The organism is Halalkalibacter lacteus (assembly GCF_036663595.1).
Classification (GTDB): Bacteria; Bacillota; Bacilli; order Bacillales; family Bacillaceae_D; genus Halalkalibacter; species Halalkalibacter lacteus.
On the sequence record NZ_JAWRVL010000026.1, the window covers coordinates 20,129 to 35,344 of the forward strand.

At 37.1% G+C, this 15,216-nt stretch carries 21 protein-coding genes; 6 read left to right on the plus strand and 15 right to left on the minus strand.

The annotated features are described in order from the left end of the window. Positions 1-17: 17 nt before the first annotated feature. Genes SAZ04_RS16790 through SAZ04_RS16800 form a run of 3 tightly spaced genes read right to left on the minus strand, consistent with a single transcriptional unit; the run spans position 18 to position 2,286 of the window. Positions 18-551, minus strand: coding sequence for a spore maturation protein (locus tag SAZ04_RS16790; RefSeq protein WP_332697343.1), 534 nt, complete (start codon positions 549-551; stop codon positions 18-20). Then, positions 552-1,145, minus strand: a complete 594-nt coding sequence (locus SAZ04_RS16795) for a nucleoside recognition domain-containing protein (RefSeq protein ID WP_332697345.1) — start codon at positions 1,143-1,145, stop codon at positions 552-554. It abuts the gene before it with no gap. Beyond that, positions 1,138-2,286 (minus strand): D-alanyl-D-alanine carboxypeptidase family protein, encoded by a 1,149-nt coding sequence (locus SAZ04_RS16800; RefSeq protein WP_332697348.1) that lies wholly within the window; start codon positions 2,284-2,286, stop codon positions 1,138-1,140. The genes SAZ04_RS16795 and SAZ04_RS16800 overlap by 8 nt, the downstream gene beginning before the upstream one ends. Before the next feature lie 187 nt (positions 2,287-2,473). Between SAZ04_RS16800 and SAZ04_RS16805 the strand changes: the two genes are divergently transcribed. Then, a complete protein-coding gene (locus tag SAZ04_RS16805) occupies positions 2,474-3,193 on the plus strand; it encodes a DUF421 domain-containing protein (protein ID WP_332697350.1) in 720 nt (239 codons plus the stop codon). Between the two features lie 85 nt (positions 3,194-3,278). Here the strand turns inward: SAZ04_RS16805 and SAZ04_RS16810 are convergent, their stop codons facing one another. Next, positions 3,279-4,142, minus strand: coding sequence for a DUF421 domain-containing protein (locus tag SAZ04_RS16810; RefSeq protein WP_332697352.1), 864 nt, complete (start codon positions 4,140-4,142; stop codon positions 3,279-3,281). A 95-nt stretch (positions 4,143-4,237) separates the two neighbouring features. On the opposite strand from SAZ04_RS16810, the gene SAZ04_RS16815 reads away from it, so the two are divergent. Then, on the plus strand, positions 4,238-4,600 hold the full coding sequence (locus tag SAZ04_RS16815; RefSeq protein WP_332697354.1) for a DUF4363 family protein: 363 nt from the start codon (positions 4,238-4,240) through the stop codon (positions 4,598-4,600). 49 nt (positions 4,601-4,649) lie between these two features. On the opposite strand, the gene SAZ04_RS16820 is transcribed toward SAZ04_RS16815, so the two are convergent. Continuing rightward, the gene (locus SAZ04_RS16820; RefSeq protein ID WP_332697356.1) at positions 4,650-4,865 is read right to left on the minus strand and encodes a DUF1657 domain-containing protein; all 216 of its coding nucleotides are present in this window, start codon (positions 4,863-4,865) and stop codon (positions 4,650-4,652) included. A 251-nt stretch (positions 4,866-5,116) separates the two neighbouring features. Here SAZ04_RS16820 and SAZ04_RS16825 point away from each other — a divergent pair, with 251 nt between their 5' ends. After that, on the plus strand, positions 5,117-5,749 hold the full coding sequence (locus tag SAZ04_RS16825; RefSeq protein WP_332697358.1) for a hypothetical protein: 633 nt from the start codon (positions 5,117-5,119) through the stop codon (positions 5,747-5,749). Positions 5,750-5,933: 184 nt separating this feature from the next. Here SAZ04_RS16825 and SAZ04_RS16830 read toward each other — a convergent pair whose 3' ends face one another. The 9 genes from SAZ04_RS16830 to SAZ04_RS16870 form a co-directional block, all read right to left on the minus strand. Then, on the minus strand, positions 5,934-6,731 hold the full coding sequence (locus tag SAZ04_RS16830) for a potassium channel family protein (RefSeq protein WP_332697360.1): 798 nt from the start codon (positions 6,729-6,731) through the stop codon (positions 5,934-5,936). Positions 6,732-6,837: 106 nt separating this feature from the next. Continuing rightward, positions 6,838-7,308, minus strand: coding sequence for a DUF421 domain-containing protein (locus SAZ04_RS16835; protein ID WP_332697423.1), 471 nt, complete (start codon positions 7,306-7,308; stop codon positions 6,838-6,840). Positions 7,309-7,493: 185 nt separating this feature from the next. Then, positions 7,494-8,354: a DUF421 domain-containing protein gene (locus SAZ04_RS16840; protein ID WP_332697362.1), complete on the minus strand. Its 861-nt coding sequence runs from the start codon at positions 8,352-8,354 to the stop codon at positions 7,494-7,496. A gap of 12 nt (positions 8,355-8,366) precedes the next feature. Next, a complete protein-coding gene (locus tag SAZ04_RS16845; protein ID WP_332697364.1) occupies positions 8,367-8,573 on the minus strand; it encodes a DUF1657 domain-containing protein in 207 nt (68 codons plus the stop codon). Positions 8,574-8,586: 13 nt separating this feature from the next. Beyond that, positions 8,587-8,937: a stage V sporulation protein AE gene (spoVAE, locus tag SAZ04_RS16850; protein ID WP_332697366.1), complete on the minus strand. Its 351-nt coding sequence runs from the start codon at positions 8,935-8,937 to the stop codon at positions 8,587-8,589. Beyond that, a complete protein-coding gene (gene spoVAD / locus SAZ04_RS16855) occupies positions 8,934-9,950 on the minus strand; it encodes a stage V sporulation protein AD (protein WP_332697368.1) in 1,017 nt (338 codons plus the stop codon). The genes spoVAE and spoVAD overlap by 4 nt, the downstream gene beginning before the upstream one ends. Position 9,951: 1 nt before the next feature. Further along, positions 9,952-10,431 (minus strand): stage V sporulation protein AC, encoded by a 480-nt coding sequence (spoVAC, locus tag SAZ04_RS16860; RefSeq protein WP_332697369.1) that lies wholly within the window; start codon positions 10,429-10,431, stop codon positions 9,952-9,954. 15 nt (positions 10,432-10,446) lie between these two features. Then, positions 10,447-10,881 (minus strand): hypothetical protein, encoded by a 435-nt coding sequence (locus SAZ04_RS16865; RefSeq protein WP_332697371.1) that lies wholly within the window; start codon positions 10,879-10,881, stop codon positions 10,447-10,449. Between the two features lie 87 nt (positions 10,882-10,968). Beyond that, the gene (locus tag SAZ04_RS16870; protein WP_332697373.1) at positions 10,969-11,172 is read right to left on the minus strand and encodes a DUF1657 domain-containing protein; all 204 of its coding nucleotides are present in this window, start codon (positions 11,170-11,172) and stop codon (positions 10,969-10,971) included. A 165-nt stretch (positions 11,173-11,337) separates the two neighbouring features. On the opposite strand from SAZ04_RS16870, the gene SAZ04_RS16875 reads away from it, so the two are divergent. The 3 genes from SAZ04_RS16875 (at position 11,338) to SAZ04_RS16885 (ending at position 14,176) form a co-directional block, all read left to right on the plus strand. Continuing rightward, positions 11,338-11,706 carry a hypothetical protein gene (locus SAZ04_RS16875; protein WP_332697375.1) on the plus strand — a complete coding sequence of 123 codons (369 nt, stop codon included), beginning with the start codon at positions 11,338-11,340 and terminating at the stop codon, positions 11,704-11,706. Between the two features lie 97 nt (positions 11,707-11,803). After that, positions 11,804-12,484: a DUF421 domain-containing protein gene (locus SAZ04_RS16880; protein ID WP_332697377.1), complete on the plus strand. Its 681-nt coding sequence runs from the start codon at positions 11,804-11,806 to the stop codon at positions 12,482-12,484. A 108-nt stretch (positions 12,485-12,592) separates the two neighbouring features. Next, positions 12,593-14,176 carry an alkaline phosphatase family protein gene (locus tag SAZ04_RS16885; protein WP_332697380.1) on the plus strand — a complete coding sequence of 528 codons (1,584 nt, stop codon included), beginning with the start codon at positions 12,593-12,595 and terminating at the stop codon, positions 14,174-14,176. Between the two features lie 48 nt (positions 14,177-14,224). Here SAZ04_RS16885 and SAZ04_RS16890 read toward each other — a convergent pair whose 3' ends face one another. Then, positions 14,225-15,127, minus strand: coding sequence for a superoxide dismutase (locus SAZ04_RS16890; protein ID WP_332697382.1), 903 nt, complete (start codon positions 15,125-15,127; stop codon positions 14,225-14,227). Between the last annotated feature and the right edge of the window lie 89 nt (positions 15,128-15,216).

Genomic DNA, 15,216 nt, shown 5'->3' on the forward strand with positions numbered 1-15,216 from the left:
CTATTGAATATTAATCCTTACATTCCAAATACATAAGTTACAATCACAATGGAAGCGATAATTCCTACAACATCAGCAAGTAAACCGACCTTAAGAGCATCGCCCATTTTCTTGATGCCGACTGCTCCAAAGTAAACAGTTAAAACATAAAACGTTGTATCTGTACTCCCTTGCATCGTGGAAGCCAATCTTCCAATAAACGAATCCGGTCCATAGGTCGCAATTAAATCTGATGTCATTCCAAGAGCACCTGTTCCAGAAATCGGGCGAATCATCGCGAGCGGAACAATTTCTGAAGGGACTCCAATTGCTTGCAAAAGAGGTTTCATAAATTCAATAATAAAATCCATCGCTCCAGAAGCACGAAAAACTGAGATCGCAACAAGCATCCCGACGAGATATGGAATAATTGAAATAGCCATCCCAAATCCTTCTTTTGCCCCTTCAACAAATGTTTCATAAGTTGGTACTTGTTTGTATGTTCCATACATGAGGACAAACGCGATCAAGACTGGAATGAACCAAATTGAAATAACCGTAATCCAGCCCATCTAAGCTCTCCCCTTCCTCACACGTCTATAATAAAAATATCGATCAATTAGCAACGCTCCAATTGTTGAACAGGTTGTTGCCACAAGCGTTGTCCCCACAATTTCCGTTGGTGAAACAGATCCATAGCTCATTCGAATCGAAATAACCGTCGTTGGAATAAGGGTAATACTCGCCGTATTTATTGCAAGTAATGTGATCATAGATCGACTTGCTGAATCTTTGCCCCCATTTAAATCCTTTAATTGTTGCATCGCCTTAATTCCCATTGGTGTAGCTGCATTTCCTAGACCAAATAGATTAGCCGTCATATTCGATAAAATATATCCCATCGCCGGATGATTTGCTGGAACTTCAGGAAAAATCCTTGTTGCAATTGGACGCATTAACTTTGCAAGGGCATTTAGCAGCCCTCCTTCTTGGGCAATTTTCATTAACCCTAGCCAGAAAACAAGGATACTAATTAACCCTAAACAAATGGTTACAGCATCCTTGGCCCCTGCAAAAATCGCTTCATTCACTTCTTCCATCCGGCCGTTTACTGCACCAAATCCAATCCCGATTACGAGCATCGCCACCCAAATTTTATTAATCAATACTACTCACCCCAATGGTAAAAGAGAAAAAGTCCAGAAAGCGAGACCAAAAACCTCGTTTCTCTTCAATTTCTGGGGCATCATATAGCAACGGTACTTGGCCAATCATTTCGTTATTTATTGTCAGTTCCACTTTGCCAACAGGCTGAGGTGGATCATAACTATTCTTCCTTTCATCTGTAGGTGGTCGGTATAAGGTAATTTCTTTTTGAAACTCTTCTTTTTCTGATTGAGATAATGGATACTCAAATGAATAAGGAGCATATACTCGATCTTTATAAAATTCATCTTCAATTTCTTGAATGGTCCCTTCTTCAACTAGAAGCTCCGTTGAATACGTATCAAATGCCCAGTTGAAAAGATTCATATGATCATGCCAATCACTTGGTGCGTTTAATGTCACAGCAATTAAGTTCTCATTATCTTTCGAAGCCGTAGAGACGAGCGTCCGTTTTGCACGTTTCGTATAACCGGTTTTTCCACCTGTTGAATATTGATAAAGCTCTGTTAATAAACGATTTTTATTACGCCATACTCGCACTTGCTCTCCTTCTGCGCGATGATTCTTCGCAGAAGAAATTTCACGATACACTTCGTTCCCCATTGCATATTGGCCTAATAACGCCATATCATAGGCAGATGAATAGTGATCTTCATGATCATCTAATCCATGGGGATTTTGAAACATCGAGTTAACCATTCCTAACTGTTCCGCTTTCTCGTTCATCATGTAAATAAAGCCTTCTAGACTCCCGCCAACATGTTCGGCTATAGCTACAGCTGAATCATTTCCACTACGCAACATCAACCCATAAACAAGATCCTCTAGTTTAATTTTTTCACCTGCACGCAAGTAAATAGAGGACCCTTCTGTCCCTTCGGCTCTTGTAGAAACTTGAACCATTTCATCCATCTTTCCAGATTCAATGGCTAGAATAGCGGTCATGATTTTCGTAATGCTTGCAATTCGAAGGGGAGTGTTTTCATTTTTCCCATACAACACTCTCCCAGATTCCTGCTCGATTAATACTGCCGCTTGAGCAGAAACGGAGAAATTTCGTTGCTCTGAATTGGCTTGCATCGGTAGTAGTGGACTAATTAATAAAGTAACAATAATTATAAGTGCTATTTTTTTTCCCATTTTTCAGATCCCCGTCCTGTCTATGACAGCAACTATGTGCCTGTCTTTTTTCTCTTACTAGCAATCTATGCAGGACAACCAATGATATGACTCCAACCTATAAGCCAATTCAATAAATAATACTCGTTTATCTTTGGTAAATTAGGAAATAATGAAACAGATTAGTGTGCAAGAAAGGAAGGTTTCTATGTCATTGTTGTTAGAACTTGCTAATATTTCAGGACGCATTATAACAATATTCCCCCTATTACTTGCCATGACTTTATTTATGGGAAAAAGATCGATTGGACAAGTTCCTATTTTTGATTTCTTGATTTTCGTCACTCTTGCTAGTGTTACTGGTGCTGATTTAGCCGATCCTTCTGTTAGCCATATTCATACAGCTTACGCGATTGTGGCAATTGGTTTCTTTCAAAAAGCTGTTGCAAAGATCGCAATGAAAAAACGAAAATTCGGAAAGTATATTACGTTTGAGCCAACTGTTGTGATCAAAGATGGGCAATTATTAATTGATAATTTAGGAACAATTCAGTATACCATTGATAATATTTTTCAGTTGCTTCGACAGAAAAATGTCTTCGATATAAATGAAGTGCAGGTTGGAGTGATTGAAGCAAATGGGGACCTTAGCATTCAAAAGAAGCCTGCTAACGCAGCTCCTAGTATTGAAGATTTGGGGATTACAAAGAAAAGTAGTGGCATGTCTTACCCAGTGATCATCGAAGGAGTTATGCAAGCTGAAATCTTAAAAGAACTTAATGTTACAAAAGAAACCCTTCGCCAGCGTTTGCAAAACGAAGGGATCGTACGTATCGAGAGTATTTTTCTTTGTACGATGAATGACGAAGGAAAACTTCATTTAGCTTATACACGTAAAGATGAAAAATATCAACGAATCCAACATTAATATTATACTAACCATCTGTAAGAAAAACGGCGTAGCCGTCTTTTCTTATTTTTGGGACTTTTTTTATACAACGGAGTTATGTATACTATTCTTTTAAATATCCACTCATTTCATCTAACAATTTATCCATTTGTTTGGCATAGCCATTGTACATTTCTTTTGCATTTTTATTTTCAGTTTGCAAAGAGAAATTCACTAAATTTGCTTGAAGTTGTTTAATATTAGCAGCTACTAATAGCTTTTGCTTAATTTGTGGCATTTTCAATGTGTCATTGTATAAGTCAACATAAACATTCCCTATCGAATCAATTTGTGCAGCAAATACATCAGAAAAATTCTTTGCCCCCTGCTTCATGATTTCACCCAACAACCATTCTTTCGTATAGCCATATTCACGCAAACTTCTTTCCATGATATTGCCATCAATAATCACTAAACGTGGTTCGCGTTCTTGTTCAACTACTTCGCCTATGTCTTTTGGAGTTAACGGCTGCAATTCACTTTTTTTCATTACACTTACTTGTCCACTTTTTTCCATGATGGCTGTTTCAACGTCAGAAAGTTTAAAGACATCTTTTTGCCGTAGATTTATCATAAGTTCATCTACTGTTAAATTTTCTTTTTTTAAATTTTTTTCAAGGATTTTTCCGTTCTTGATTAAAATGGTAGGATGACCTTCTGTTAGTACGCGAAAGCGCAATGATTTTAATTCAATCTTAGAAATGATTATCGGTATGATAGCCCAAATAAGCATGCCAAGAAGAAAATTTGACATTCTTACCTCTGTACCGAATGTTAATTCCGCCGATATACTTCCGATTGAGATCCCTACAATATATTCATAAAATGTCATATCTTGAATATGTTTCTTGCCCATAAGACGGGCCAAAATGAGCATGAATAGAATTCCAACCACACCTCTAATCATAACTGTTCCTAATTCAGTCATCGAATCCCACCTCTATATATAAACGTACTATCTTATTTATTATTGGGCAAAGTAAAACTAAGCATACTATGAAAAGATATTTAGGGAGTGTTACTGTGGACAGAAAAATAACTATTAATTTGGGTTTGTTTATGATTATCATTTTGATTTCAGGCTGTAATGTCGGAAATATCGTAAAAACTGAAAAAGATGAATTATTATTAAATTCAATTTCGCACCTGCACCATCAGATAGAACAAGAAGAATGGGACGGTGCAGTCTCAAACATCACCGAATTTGAAAAGGAATATGCAAAAAGAAAGTGGAAATTGCAACTTTTAGCAGCACAAAGTGATTATCAAGACATTGAATTAGAGGTTGAATTGCTTAAAGAAAACATGAAAGATGAGGATAAGGTAGAATGCCTGTTAAGGTTAAGACAAATCCATTATAGACTGACTAGCATTTATAATATGTAAAAGAACAGACTCACAAACTGTGAGCCCGTCCTCTTTTTATAAGGAAGTTTCAAAAATCCGAATCCATTTTGAAGCTAGGTTCTTCCTGCTCAATCATATCCATTCGTGTTTCCAACCCATCAATTATTTCTTGAATCTGTGTAGCGGCCTTAGCATACTTTTCTTTAGCCACCTCATCCTGTGTTTGAAGTGCAAACGTTTCAAAATTCGCTTGTACACTTTTGGCATTTGCTAAAGCTTGTCTCACTTGTGTTCCAACTGTCACTTTAACGCCTCCTTGGACAAGTATTAAGCATATTTTTTCCCCTGTAAGCTATTTTTATTTATATCATATAAATATCTCTACTTTCTTTCAAACTAGCAACTACTATGTTAATGAAGTAGGAGAAATTAGCAAGACCACCAAAACTTCTGCTTCGATGTTGTAATCTACTGACTTATGAGGTCAGCATATTACTAAATGTTTAATCATATAGGTAGGACATCCATTAAATCAAAAATAGAGGGGGAAAATAAGTGTCTTTCCTATATGAGCATGGGTGGGTTTTATTTATTCTTTCAGAAGGACTGACTTGGTTAGCTACGCTGTTGTTTTTAGTTAGCCGCTACCGATTCAGATTGGACCTTCTTAGTCAATGGTGCTTGATAATTATTATCTTATGCACTATTTTCCAAGCTTTATTGGCTGGAATTAATTATTACTTAACTGGAAAAGTATCTTTTTTTCAAGTAATTATTATTCTTTTTATTCTTTATGCTAGTACATTAGGAAGTTCTGATTTTAAGCGTTTAGATTACTATATACAACAAAAAACTAAAAAATACCGCGGACTCATCGACACAACCGTGAAAAAGGATGACATACTTGCCTATGTAAAATATCGGCAACAGTTATTTTTCATACATACAACTGCTATATTTATCATTCACTTCGTCTGGTTTGCGATTGATTTCAATACATCAAATGGTTTATCTGGTTATAGGTTGTTTTTTCTCAATGAATGGTTTCAACATCCACATCAAGGTTTTTTCAATAACCTTACTTTTAACATCATTAGTTATCTATGGAGTATTATATATATCTTTGATTTATATATTTTTCTAATTTACACGTTTCTTTTGCATTTTAGACAAGTAAGAAATACATGAGGATGTGAGTGCTACTGTTTTTATAGACGTTGTTCAAAAAATTCGTTTTTAACCTTTTTGACCAACTCGAAGCAATGATCGTACCCACTGCATTTCTTAAAGCCTGCTATGGGGGTTTCTCATAGAACATACGCTAACTATGTTGACCATTGCCCCTCTTTTGATTTTTTTAATATGAGAGATTTTATGAGTAATCAAGGTGCTTATGTAGAGCTGTTTTAGCCATTAAATGTGAAAATGGCTTATTAGACAAAATGAATTCATCTACACAACCAAGATTCGTATTCCTTACATGGTCTTCATCTAATATTTCAACAATAACATAGACAGTAGCTTGCTCCTGCTCGGCTAACTTTTTAATCGTAGAAGCAATTAATAACGTCTTACCATCTCCTGATATTTCGTCGAGTGTAAAATCAGGAGCAAAAATACAAATCGATTTTGCATCTAAAATATTTGCTCTTTTAAGGGTTTCAGTCTTTGTGGCATTCCCTAGAACATAATGGACATTATTATTTTTCATCGGAGATTCACTTAATTGATCAATTAATACAATATCAATATTTTGACGCTTTATAATTTCTTCAATCGTAAATTTAGCTTTTTGAGACCAATTAATCATAACCATGTGATTTTTCCCTTTATAACCCAGTATTTTCTCCTCCTTTAATTCTTCATAATTATTTAGTAAGTCGACCCATTTAGTGACAATAATTGCAAAAAAACCGACACCAACAAGATACAATATCACTGTATAAAATCTGCCTATAGTTGTTTTAGGTATATAATCCCCAAAACCAACTTGTGAAATAGTTGTCATCACAAACCAAAAGCCGTTAAATGGATTTTTATACTCATTTGGCTCTAAAAAATAAATAATAAACGAGCTTAGTAGGATAAAAACAAAGCCCATAGCTATTAATTTCCAGTGTGATATGTTAATGGTCTTTCGGAGTACTTTTCTAATGAGACTTAATACCATTATGAATTCTCCTTGATTCTTTTATTTCAAGCACTCGAATGTAAAAAAAACATAATATAAAGGCCTAATCTAAAGATTAAAGCATTTAACTAAACGGTATAATATATTATTTAATATCCTTGGTTGACTCGTCTTGTTTGGATTTCTCGAACACACTTAATTTGCCACTTGGTTCTAGGATAACCAGCTGCACTTCCGATGGTGACTGGAACCCTTTCACTCGTAATTCCTCACTCAATTCATTTTTACTGAGTCTTGCTTTGCGTAATCCGCTCATAATAATTAAACCATTCTCAACCACCTTGATCGGTCTACCTGCAATGATTCTTTCAAAGGTTATACTTTTAAGAGATAGCAAACTGATGACGATTTGCGCGATTACCAGTGCAAAAATAGCAACTACTGAAATCCATGGATTTAAATCAGGGTCTGACAACGGTTTAGCAATTAACGCACCAATTGCAATTGCTATAACTAGATCAAAATCGGTCAATCTGCCAACAGCTTGACTCCCCATGAATCGAAAAGCCGTAAGCCCCACAACAAACATCCCTAGCGCTTTGGCAAATGATATCACATATTCCAATATTTATTCCTCCTTCGTATTATTTCAATGGATGCTTAGCAATGACCTCTTTTCCAGTATATCCAAATAGAATACAAAAAATTATTAGACATCATAGGATGGAATATTAAAAATTCTTAATACAAAAACCCTTCGTACGTTTTGACAAAACGAAGGGACAAATTTGAAGAAGAGCATTACGATTTTGTATATGGCGATACCATCTGATGAACTTGTTTCATTTGTTCAGCACACCATTTATATGTTTGTTTAGCCTCTACATCTTCAGTATCAAGAGCAAACTGCTCCATGTCAGCTTCAACTTTTTTCATACTAGCTTCCAGCAAAGGCAACTCTGTTGGCTGTGGAACTTGAAGAATATCATCAAATAAATCAATGGTAAGCTGACCATATTCATCTATTTGAGCCAGAAACACATTTTCAACTATGGCATCCATCTTCTTGAGCTCTGTTTTAAGCCACTCTTGACTTAGTCCTCTTGTAGCTAATGGTTCATTCAGAACTTTCCCGTCCATTATTACTGTTTCTGGTTCCTTTATTGGAGGTATTTGGTGATGCAGCATTTTAGACGTGATTGGTTGTTGTTCTTTTTTTACTAGAACATTCAATTCTCCGTTTCCTTCCAATACAGCAAATTCAACATCAGCAACTTGAAATACTTGTTTTGCTCTTAGTTTACGAAGTAACTCATCTGTATTTATGTGCTGTTTTTTCATATTATCTTCAAGAATTTTTCCATCTTTCATTATAGGAATTCCTTTTCCGTAAATGGCAGAACGAAACGTTGCATTTTTCATACTCAGTAATGTGATGCTAATTGCCCCCCCCGCCCAAATAACTAAGGCAATCAATAAATACGTGATTGGAATGGTTAATTGAATGGAACCTATTGCTAAGATCACTGCGACTGAGGCGATGAGCCCAAATTCTAATTGCGAAGTTTCCCCCAGCGGTTTTCTTACTAATAACCTTGCAATAGCTAGTAACAACACAAACCCGATGAAACTCCGAAGCGCAACCTCAATCCATCCTTGCATTTTAACACCTCCTTACGTTTGTTGATATTGTGGTTCCTCCGACTCAATTTTACCTTTTCGCTTTAGTATTTCTTGTATAACTGTACGTGTTTTTAATGCACCTTGGTGGAAGGCTTCTCTTGCTTCTTGCTCATTCGATTTTAATGCAAGTGACGTTAACGTCGCTTCAATTGATTGCAATGATACTAACATGCCTTGCACTTGACTTCCAACTGTCATATCCCATACTCCTTTAGCCTTTTGGTTTAAATACGAGCGAGGCAAGAAATCCAAAAATGATTGCTGCTGAAATGCCGGCACTTGTCACCTCAAATATTCCTGTAATAACACCTACTAACCCATTCACATCGGCTTCTGCCATTGCCCCATGTACAAGTGAATTCCCAAAGCTTGTAATCGGTACGGTAGCACCCGCACCAGCAAAATCTATAAGTGGCTCATATAACCCTAAACCATCTAAAATAGCACCAGATACAACAAGTGCACTCATCGTATGAGCTGGCGTTAGTTTCAACACATCCATTAAGATTTGTCCAATTACACAAATCAAGCCCCCGACAACAAATGCCGATAGAAAGATCATGCAAGACCACCTCCTAGCTCAATTGACACAGCATGAGCAATACAAGGGATCGTCTCTTGTTGTTGAAACGATAAAGGTGATAATAATGCTCCTGTTGCAACGATTAATATCCTTTTTAGCTCTCCTCGTTTCATACGATTAAGCAAATGACCATATGTAACAGAAGCTGAACAACCGGGCCCACTCGCACCAGCTAGAACAGGTTGTCCTTCTCGATAAATCATTAACCCACAATCTTGAAAAGAACCTTCCGGTACATACAAGCCCTTCTGCTCAAGTAATTCTTTAGCAATAGGAAGCCCTATTTCGCCTAAATCTCCAGAAGCAATTAAATCATAATGATCTGGCGGAAGGTTCCGGTCTCTAAAATGAGACACAATCGTATCGGCGGCGGCTGGTGCCATTGCTCCACCCATATTGAATGGATCCGACAATCCCATATCAATTACTTTTCCTATGGTTGCAGATGTTACGACTGGGCCACTTCCTTTATTGGCTATAACTGCAGCACCTGAAGCCGTAACGGTCCATTGGGCTGTTGGTGGTTTTTGCCCCCCATATTCAGTTGGATAACGAAACTGCTTTTCCGTAGCTGCATTATGACTTGAAGCAGCTGTTACAATTCGTTCTGCCCCTTTTGCATTAATAATAAAAGCAGCAAGAGCGAGCCCTTCCATAGAAGTAGAGCATGCTCCAAATAAGCCTAGATAAGGAATTGCTAATGTCCTCCCGGCAAAACTTGACGGTGTAAGTTGATTAATTAAATCCCCAGTAAACATGAATTGAATATCTTCATTGCGTAATTCAGCTTTCTCAATTGCACGTGTGATCGACTCTTCTAATAATACTTTTTGGGCCTTTTCATAAGATTCTTGACCAAGCCACAAATCTTCGTGTAACAAATCAAAATCCTCAGCTAGTTCTCCATTCGCTTCAAATGGTCCACCAACTGTTCCTGTCGAAAGAATGACTGGCTGATTTTCAAACTCCCATGTTTGATGCCCTTGTAACATCTTACAACCCTCCCCACTGAACGAGCATTGTTTTTATAATGGCAATAACGAAAGCGGCAACCGTACCAAAGACGATAACAGATCCAGCCAATTTAAACATATTTCCTCCAACACCAAGCACATATCCTTCTGTACGATGTTCGATAGCTGCTGAGGCAACTGAATTAGCAAAACCCGTTACAGGTACAGCCGTTCCCGCTCCCGCAAATTGTGCAAACCGATCATATACGCCAAAACCAGTCAAAAGAACAGAAACAAAGATTAACGTTGCAACCGTTGGATCACTTGCTGTCCGTTGTGTAAAATCAAAAAATGTATAATAAAAAACATGAATCCCTTGTCCAACAAGGCACACAAACCCACCTACTAGAAAAGCACGAATACAATTTTTCGCGACAGGACGTTTTTGTTCATGTTTACTCGCTAGTTTCTGATAGTTTTCTTGTGCAGGAGTTACATTTTTCTTTTTACTCGATGACATCTACTTTCACCTCTTTTACCCTTTCATCATCTCATCAAGCTTTTTTAATTTCTTTTCCATACGTTCTTCACTTATCGTTTTATTTTTTAATTCTTGTTCTAGCTTCTCAAGTTCCATGAAGATTTTTTGGTCAGTCGAAACGTGAACCGTTGCATCTGGATACCGTTTTTTCACTGAATCATACCCGTACTTTCGTATTTCCTTTAACCTAAAGCGATCGAAATGTTTTACTCTAGGAGCCAAATAAATATCTGTTTTTTGTGATACCCCTTTTATTTCAACTACTTCTTCCATTGATAAAATAATTTTCTTTGCTTCGTCAGCATATTCCTGATCAATAACTGCATTTTGTGATAGTTGCATGGGCCTTATATCTTGTTCGGCGCCTAACATTTGACACCCACTTAAGAAGCAAAGAACAAGGATTGCTTTTATTAACCCTTTCATCATAGTTCTCTCCTTTTGTAAACTTATGTACAAAGGGTGACCCATCATAAAGATCAGTCCAGTATGAGTCACCCCTTTTACTAGTTCTTTTTATTGCTTATATTGAGGCTCTTCTTCTTCAATTTGTTGCAAACGTGGTTCTAAGCCATCAACTACTCCTTGTGTTTGTTGGGCCATTTGTTGAAAAAGTTGCTTTGCTTGTTGATTTTCTGTTTCAAGTGCAAACGTCTCTAGGCTAGCTTGTGCACTTTTTAATCCTGCTAATGTTTGTTTAAACTTTGCTGCTACGGTCATTGTTAAGTCCCCCTAAGAGTTATAAATCGCTTTTTGAAGAATCCCCTTCGGTTCTAGGATGGAAACTTTTAAAGAAAACTATTAGCTACAAAATTTGTAAATAAAATATTTTGTTTATGCTACACTGTTTGTATATTGAAATTGGAGGTTACTGGACTAAATGAGTTGACCCAAACATCAACATCTTTTAATGTACATATTCAAACAAAATTACTTGAAGAAAAGAAAGCACATTTACTCCTTTTGACTTATCAAATTCGCGAGGCTGTAGCCAAGCAACAATTTGCTATACACTCAAAAATAGTGGAAGAAACTCCTCAAACGCATAATGTCTCGGCGTTCGAATTATCAAAAATGTTCTCACCTGAGCAAGTGATTATCATCGATCAATATTGGACTGCCTATAGATCTTATTTTGAGTCACATTGGCTTAATAAAAGCGGTCAAATCAAGTCACTATTTCGTGGTCACCAAATAAACCTTGACTCAGAATTCGGTCAACTTCACCACACTTCCGTTCTCCTCGTTAATTAATTTGATAAATGGCTCACTCAGTTAAATTCTGCTCATAAACTCCCCTTTATTCGTTCACACTAATTGGTAATGTGATTACGAACAAAGGGGTAGTAGTGTGAATACGAATTTTCTTTCCTTAACGTTAGAACTCTTTGTCGGCTTTTTTGCTTTACTTGTTATGACAAAAGTATTAGGTAAAAACCAAATTACTCAACTCACACCGTTTGATTTTATTTCCGCACTCGTCTTAGGAGAACTCGTTGGTAATGCAATTTATGATAAAGACATTGGACTACATTACGTACTCTACGCCGTAGTAGTTTGGGGTTTGTTAATTTATACTATTGAAATGATCACTCAAAAAATTCGCGAATCAAGACCATGGTTAGAAGGCACACCTTCGCTTATTATTTCGAAAGGACAAATTCAATATGAAGAGCTAAAGAAAAACAAACTGGACTTGGATCAACTTCTCCACCTATTACGCGATAAAGGAGTATTTTCTGTGCGTGAAGTTGAGTATGGAATTCTTGAAACAAACGGTGCAGTAAATGTCATGCGAAAGCAACCCATTGACTATCCGACAAATCGTGATTTGCATATACCCCCGCAACCTGTACATTTACCTGTTCTACTCATTCAAGATGGGGAAATTATTGAAGAAGGGTTAGCTAAGTTGAAACAAGATAAAGCATGGTTAACTAATGAGTTATTTCGTCTCGGAATACCCGGTCCTACCCATGTCTTTTTTGCCGAATGGCAAGAAGGCGAAGGGTTTGAGATTCAAACGTATTAGAGGTTGGTCAAAGGGGACAATTTTTCACCCTTTGAACAACCTCTAGGCAATGAGCTGAGCCGCTTCATACACTTTTTCAAAACGCTCTATTAGATAGGATGATGATAAATGATAAGAACGTACCTTTTCTTTATTCTTATTTGCTGCCTGTTAATTGGATGTGATGAAAAGCGTCCTGAAGGAGATATGCTACCTCAATCAGCTGAAACTGGTGCTGTTAACGATCATAAGAATGTGATTGTCGTTTTAATTGACTCTATGACGGAGGCAGTGATTAACGACGGACTTGATCGTAGTTCATTACCAGCAATCTCATATTTAATCAAAAATGGATTTGTTCATCATGATTTAGTTGCTCCTTTTCCGTCAATGTCTGTTGCGATTGAAAGCACATTAATGACTGGATCTTCACCTCAAAAACATCAAGTTCCAGGTCTAGTTTGGTATGATCCAAATGATGATGTCATCATGGATTATGGCTCCACACTGTCTAAATATTGGAAATTAGGGGTGAATGATACTCTAGTGAATACTCTTGTGCATTTAAATACGAATCATTTATCACCTAATGTTGAAACAATATATGAAGCACTACACCAAAAAGGGTATTCAACTGGAGCAATTAACTTCCTTGTATATCGTGGACATCAAACTCATGATATCTCTGTTCCGAATTACGTAAAAGTACTATTCCATCTACCAGAGAAGTTGAAAACAAAAGGACCAGATTTGTTAGCATTTGGACAAGCTATTCAGCCAAAAGTTGTGCAAAATCAAAAGGTTGATGACGCCCTTTATCAACGATTTGGATTAAATGATTCCTACTCAGCGGAGGTTACAGCAAAACTAATCAAAGAAAATCAGCAACCTGATTTCACTATGATTTTCTTTCCTAATTATGATAAAGATGCCCATAAACATGGACCTGTTAGCCCGGAGCATTTCACAAGAGCAGATGGGTATTTGCAAGAGATATTGAATGCATATGATAGTTGGGACAACGCACTCGAAGAAAATGTTTTTATTATTATGGGGGATCATGGCCAAGATCAATTGAAGGAAAAAAAGGAAGAAGTAGCGATTGAACTCGAACCTTTACTTGATCCATATACAGTTGCACCGCTTCTTGATGAGCCCAGCAGTGGTGATGTAGTAATTTCAAACAATCATCGAATGGCTTATCTCTACCCTACGTCATCAGATATTAGCTACTTTGATTTAGCTAGCAAATTGCAACAAGACTATCGAATTGATCATCTTGCTTGGTTAGAGGAGGAAGAATTAGTCATTTACCAAAGTGGTAACGATGGTGTGTTACATATAAAAGAAGGTGGAGATTGGCAAGATCAATATGGGCAAACGTGGACCATAGAAGGGAATGAACCGATTGTAGACATTGACCTGAATCAGAGCGAAATGAAGCTAGCCTATGGAGACTATCCTGATGTATTTCATCAATTATACGGAGCACTTCGAAGCCATAGTGAAACGATGATTGTTACCGCAAAACCAGGATATACCTTGAAATCAGAAGGAGCCCCTGTTCATTACAAAGGTGGGGAACACGGTGGTCTACACAAAAACGATACGCTTACTTCAATTATCATTACAGGTACAGAGAAAGAATTAGATAACCATAACCGACGGATGGAATCGTTGAAGGATTATTTCTTAAGCTTGTTTGATAAATGATAAGAGGATGGACAAATGCCCCTCCTCTTTTTATGCATACTTTCTTCATTATTTATATGTTTTCCACCGTAACTGGCGAGCTTGAATGTATCTATTAGTAACTTCTGGCCAGTTGACTACATTCCACCAATTTGTAATGTAGGGTTTGCGTTCATTTTTATATTGTAAATAATAGGCATGTTCCCACACATCAAGAACAAGTAACGGGATCACATCTTGTTGACTTAAATTTTGATGCTTCTCTGCTTGAAGAATTTCAAGCCGATGTGAACGTGGAGACCAAACCAAAAGTGCCCAACCACCTCCCTCTACTTCTTCTGCTGCCTTTGAAAAATGTTCCTTCATTTTTTTAAAGGTTCCAAAATCCTTGCTTATTTGGTTCGCTAACTCACCACTAGGTTCTCCACCACCTCTTGGACTCATAATATTCCAAAAAATCGTATGCAAGTAGTGCCCCGCACCGTGAAATGCAGCTTCCCTTTCCCAATGTTTAATTAAATCATAGTCATTCTTTCTTCTAGCTTTCTCCATTTCTTTTTCTGCTTTGTTTAATCCATCGACATAACTTTGATGATGCTTATCATGGTGAAGGCGCATAATTTCTTCTGCAATATATGGTTCAAGTGCATTATATGCATATGGCAATGGTGGTAATTTATGACCACCTATTGGAACAGGATCAAATTCTGTTTGGATGGCTTCAGAACGCATGGGTTCTAACTCTAACCACTTTTTGTACACATCAAAAGCAAGGTCGTCTATTTGTTGCCGATCCACCCCTCTTTGTTGCGTTTCTGGATTTTCTAATACATTAAGTAACGTAACTAATGAAGTTATAAATGGTTTAATCGTTTGATCGTCAGTTCGTACTTCAATCTGAGTTCCACACTGATTCCAAACATTTTTGACCTCTTTTGCCCAAGCATAAATAGCTTCTTCATGTGTATTCACATTCCATTCCTCCTCATCTAACATGGCAGTAACGTTTTATTCTATGTTACATGAGGCTGTCTAGGTGTTTCTTCGAAAAAAAAACGGAT

Coding starts and splice junctions, on each gene's coding strand:
- SAZ04_RS16790 (WP_332697343.1), bottom strand. CDS start 551: ATGGGCTGGATTACGGTTATTTCAATTTGGTTCATTCCAGTCTTGATC.
- SAZ04_RS16800 (WP_332697348.1), bottom strand. CDS start 2,286: ATGGGAAAAAAAATAGCACTTATAATTATTGTTACTTTATTAATTAGT.
- SAZ04_RS16805 (WP_332697350.1), top strand. CDS start 2,474: ATGTCATTGTTGTTAGAACTTGCTAATATTTCAGGACGCATTATAACA.
- SAZ04_RS16810 (WP_332697352.1), bottom strand. CDS start 4,142: ATGACTGAATTAGGAACAGTTATGATTAGAGGTGTGGTTGGAATTCTA.
- SAZ04_RS16830 (WP_332697360.1), bottom strand. CDS start 6,731: ATGGTATTAAGTCTCATTAGAAAAGTACTCCGAAAGACCATTAACATA.
- SAZ04_RS16840 (WP_332697362.1), bottom strand. CDS start 8,354: ATGCAAGGATGGATTGAGGTTGCGCTTCGGAGTTTCATCGGGTTTGTG.
- SAZ04_RS16845 (WP_332697364.1), bottom strand. CDS start 8,573: ATGACAGTTGGAAGTCAAGTGCAAGGCATGTTAGTATCATTGCAATCA.
- spoVAE (WP_332697366.1), bottom strand. CDS start 8,937: ATGATCTTTCTATCGGCATTTGTTGTCGGGGGCTTGATTTGTGTAATT.
- spoVAD (WP_332697368.1), bottom strand. CDS start 9,950: ATGTTACAAGGGCATCAAACATGGGAGTTTGAAAATCAGCCAGTCATT.
- spoVAC (WP_332697369.1), bottom strand. CDS start 10,431: ATGTCATCGAGTAAAAAGAAAAATGTAACTCCTGCACAAGAAAACTAT.
- SAZ04_RS16865 (WP_332697371.1), bottom strand. CDS start 10,881: ATGATGAAAGGGTTAATAAAAGCAATCCTTGTTCTTTGCTTCTTAAGT.
- SAZ04_RS16870 (WP_332697373.1), bottom strand. CDS start 11,172: ATGACCGTAGCAGCAAAGTTTAAACAAACATTAGCAGGATTAAAAAGT.
- SAZ04_RS16885 (WP_332697380.1), top strand. CDS start 12,593: ATGATAAGAACGTACCTTTTCTTTATTCTTATTTGCTGCCTGTTAATT.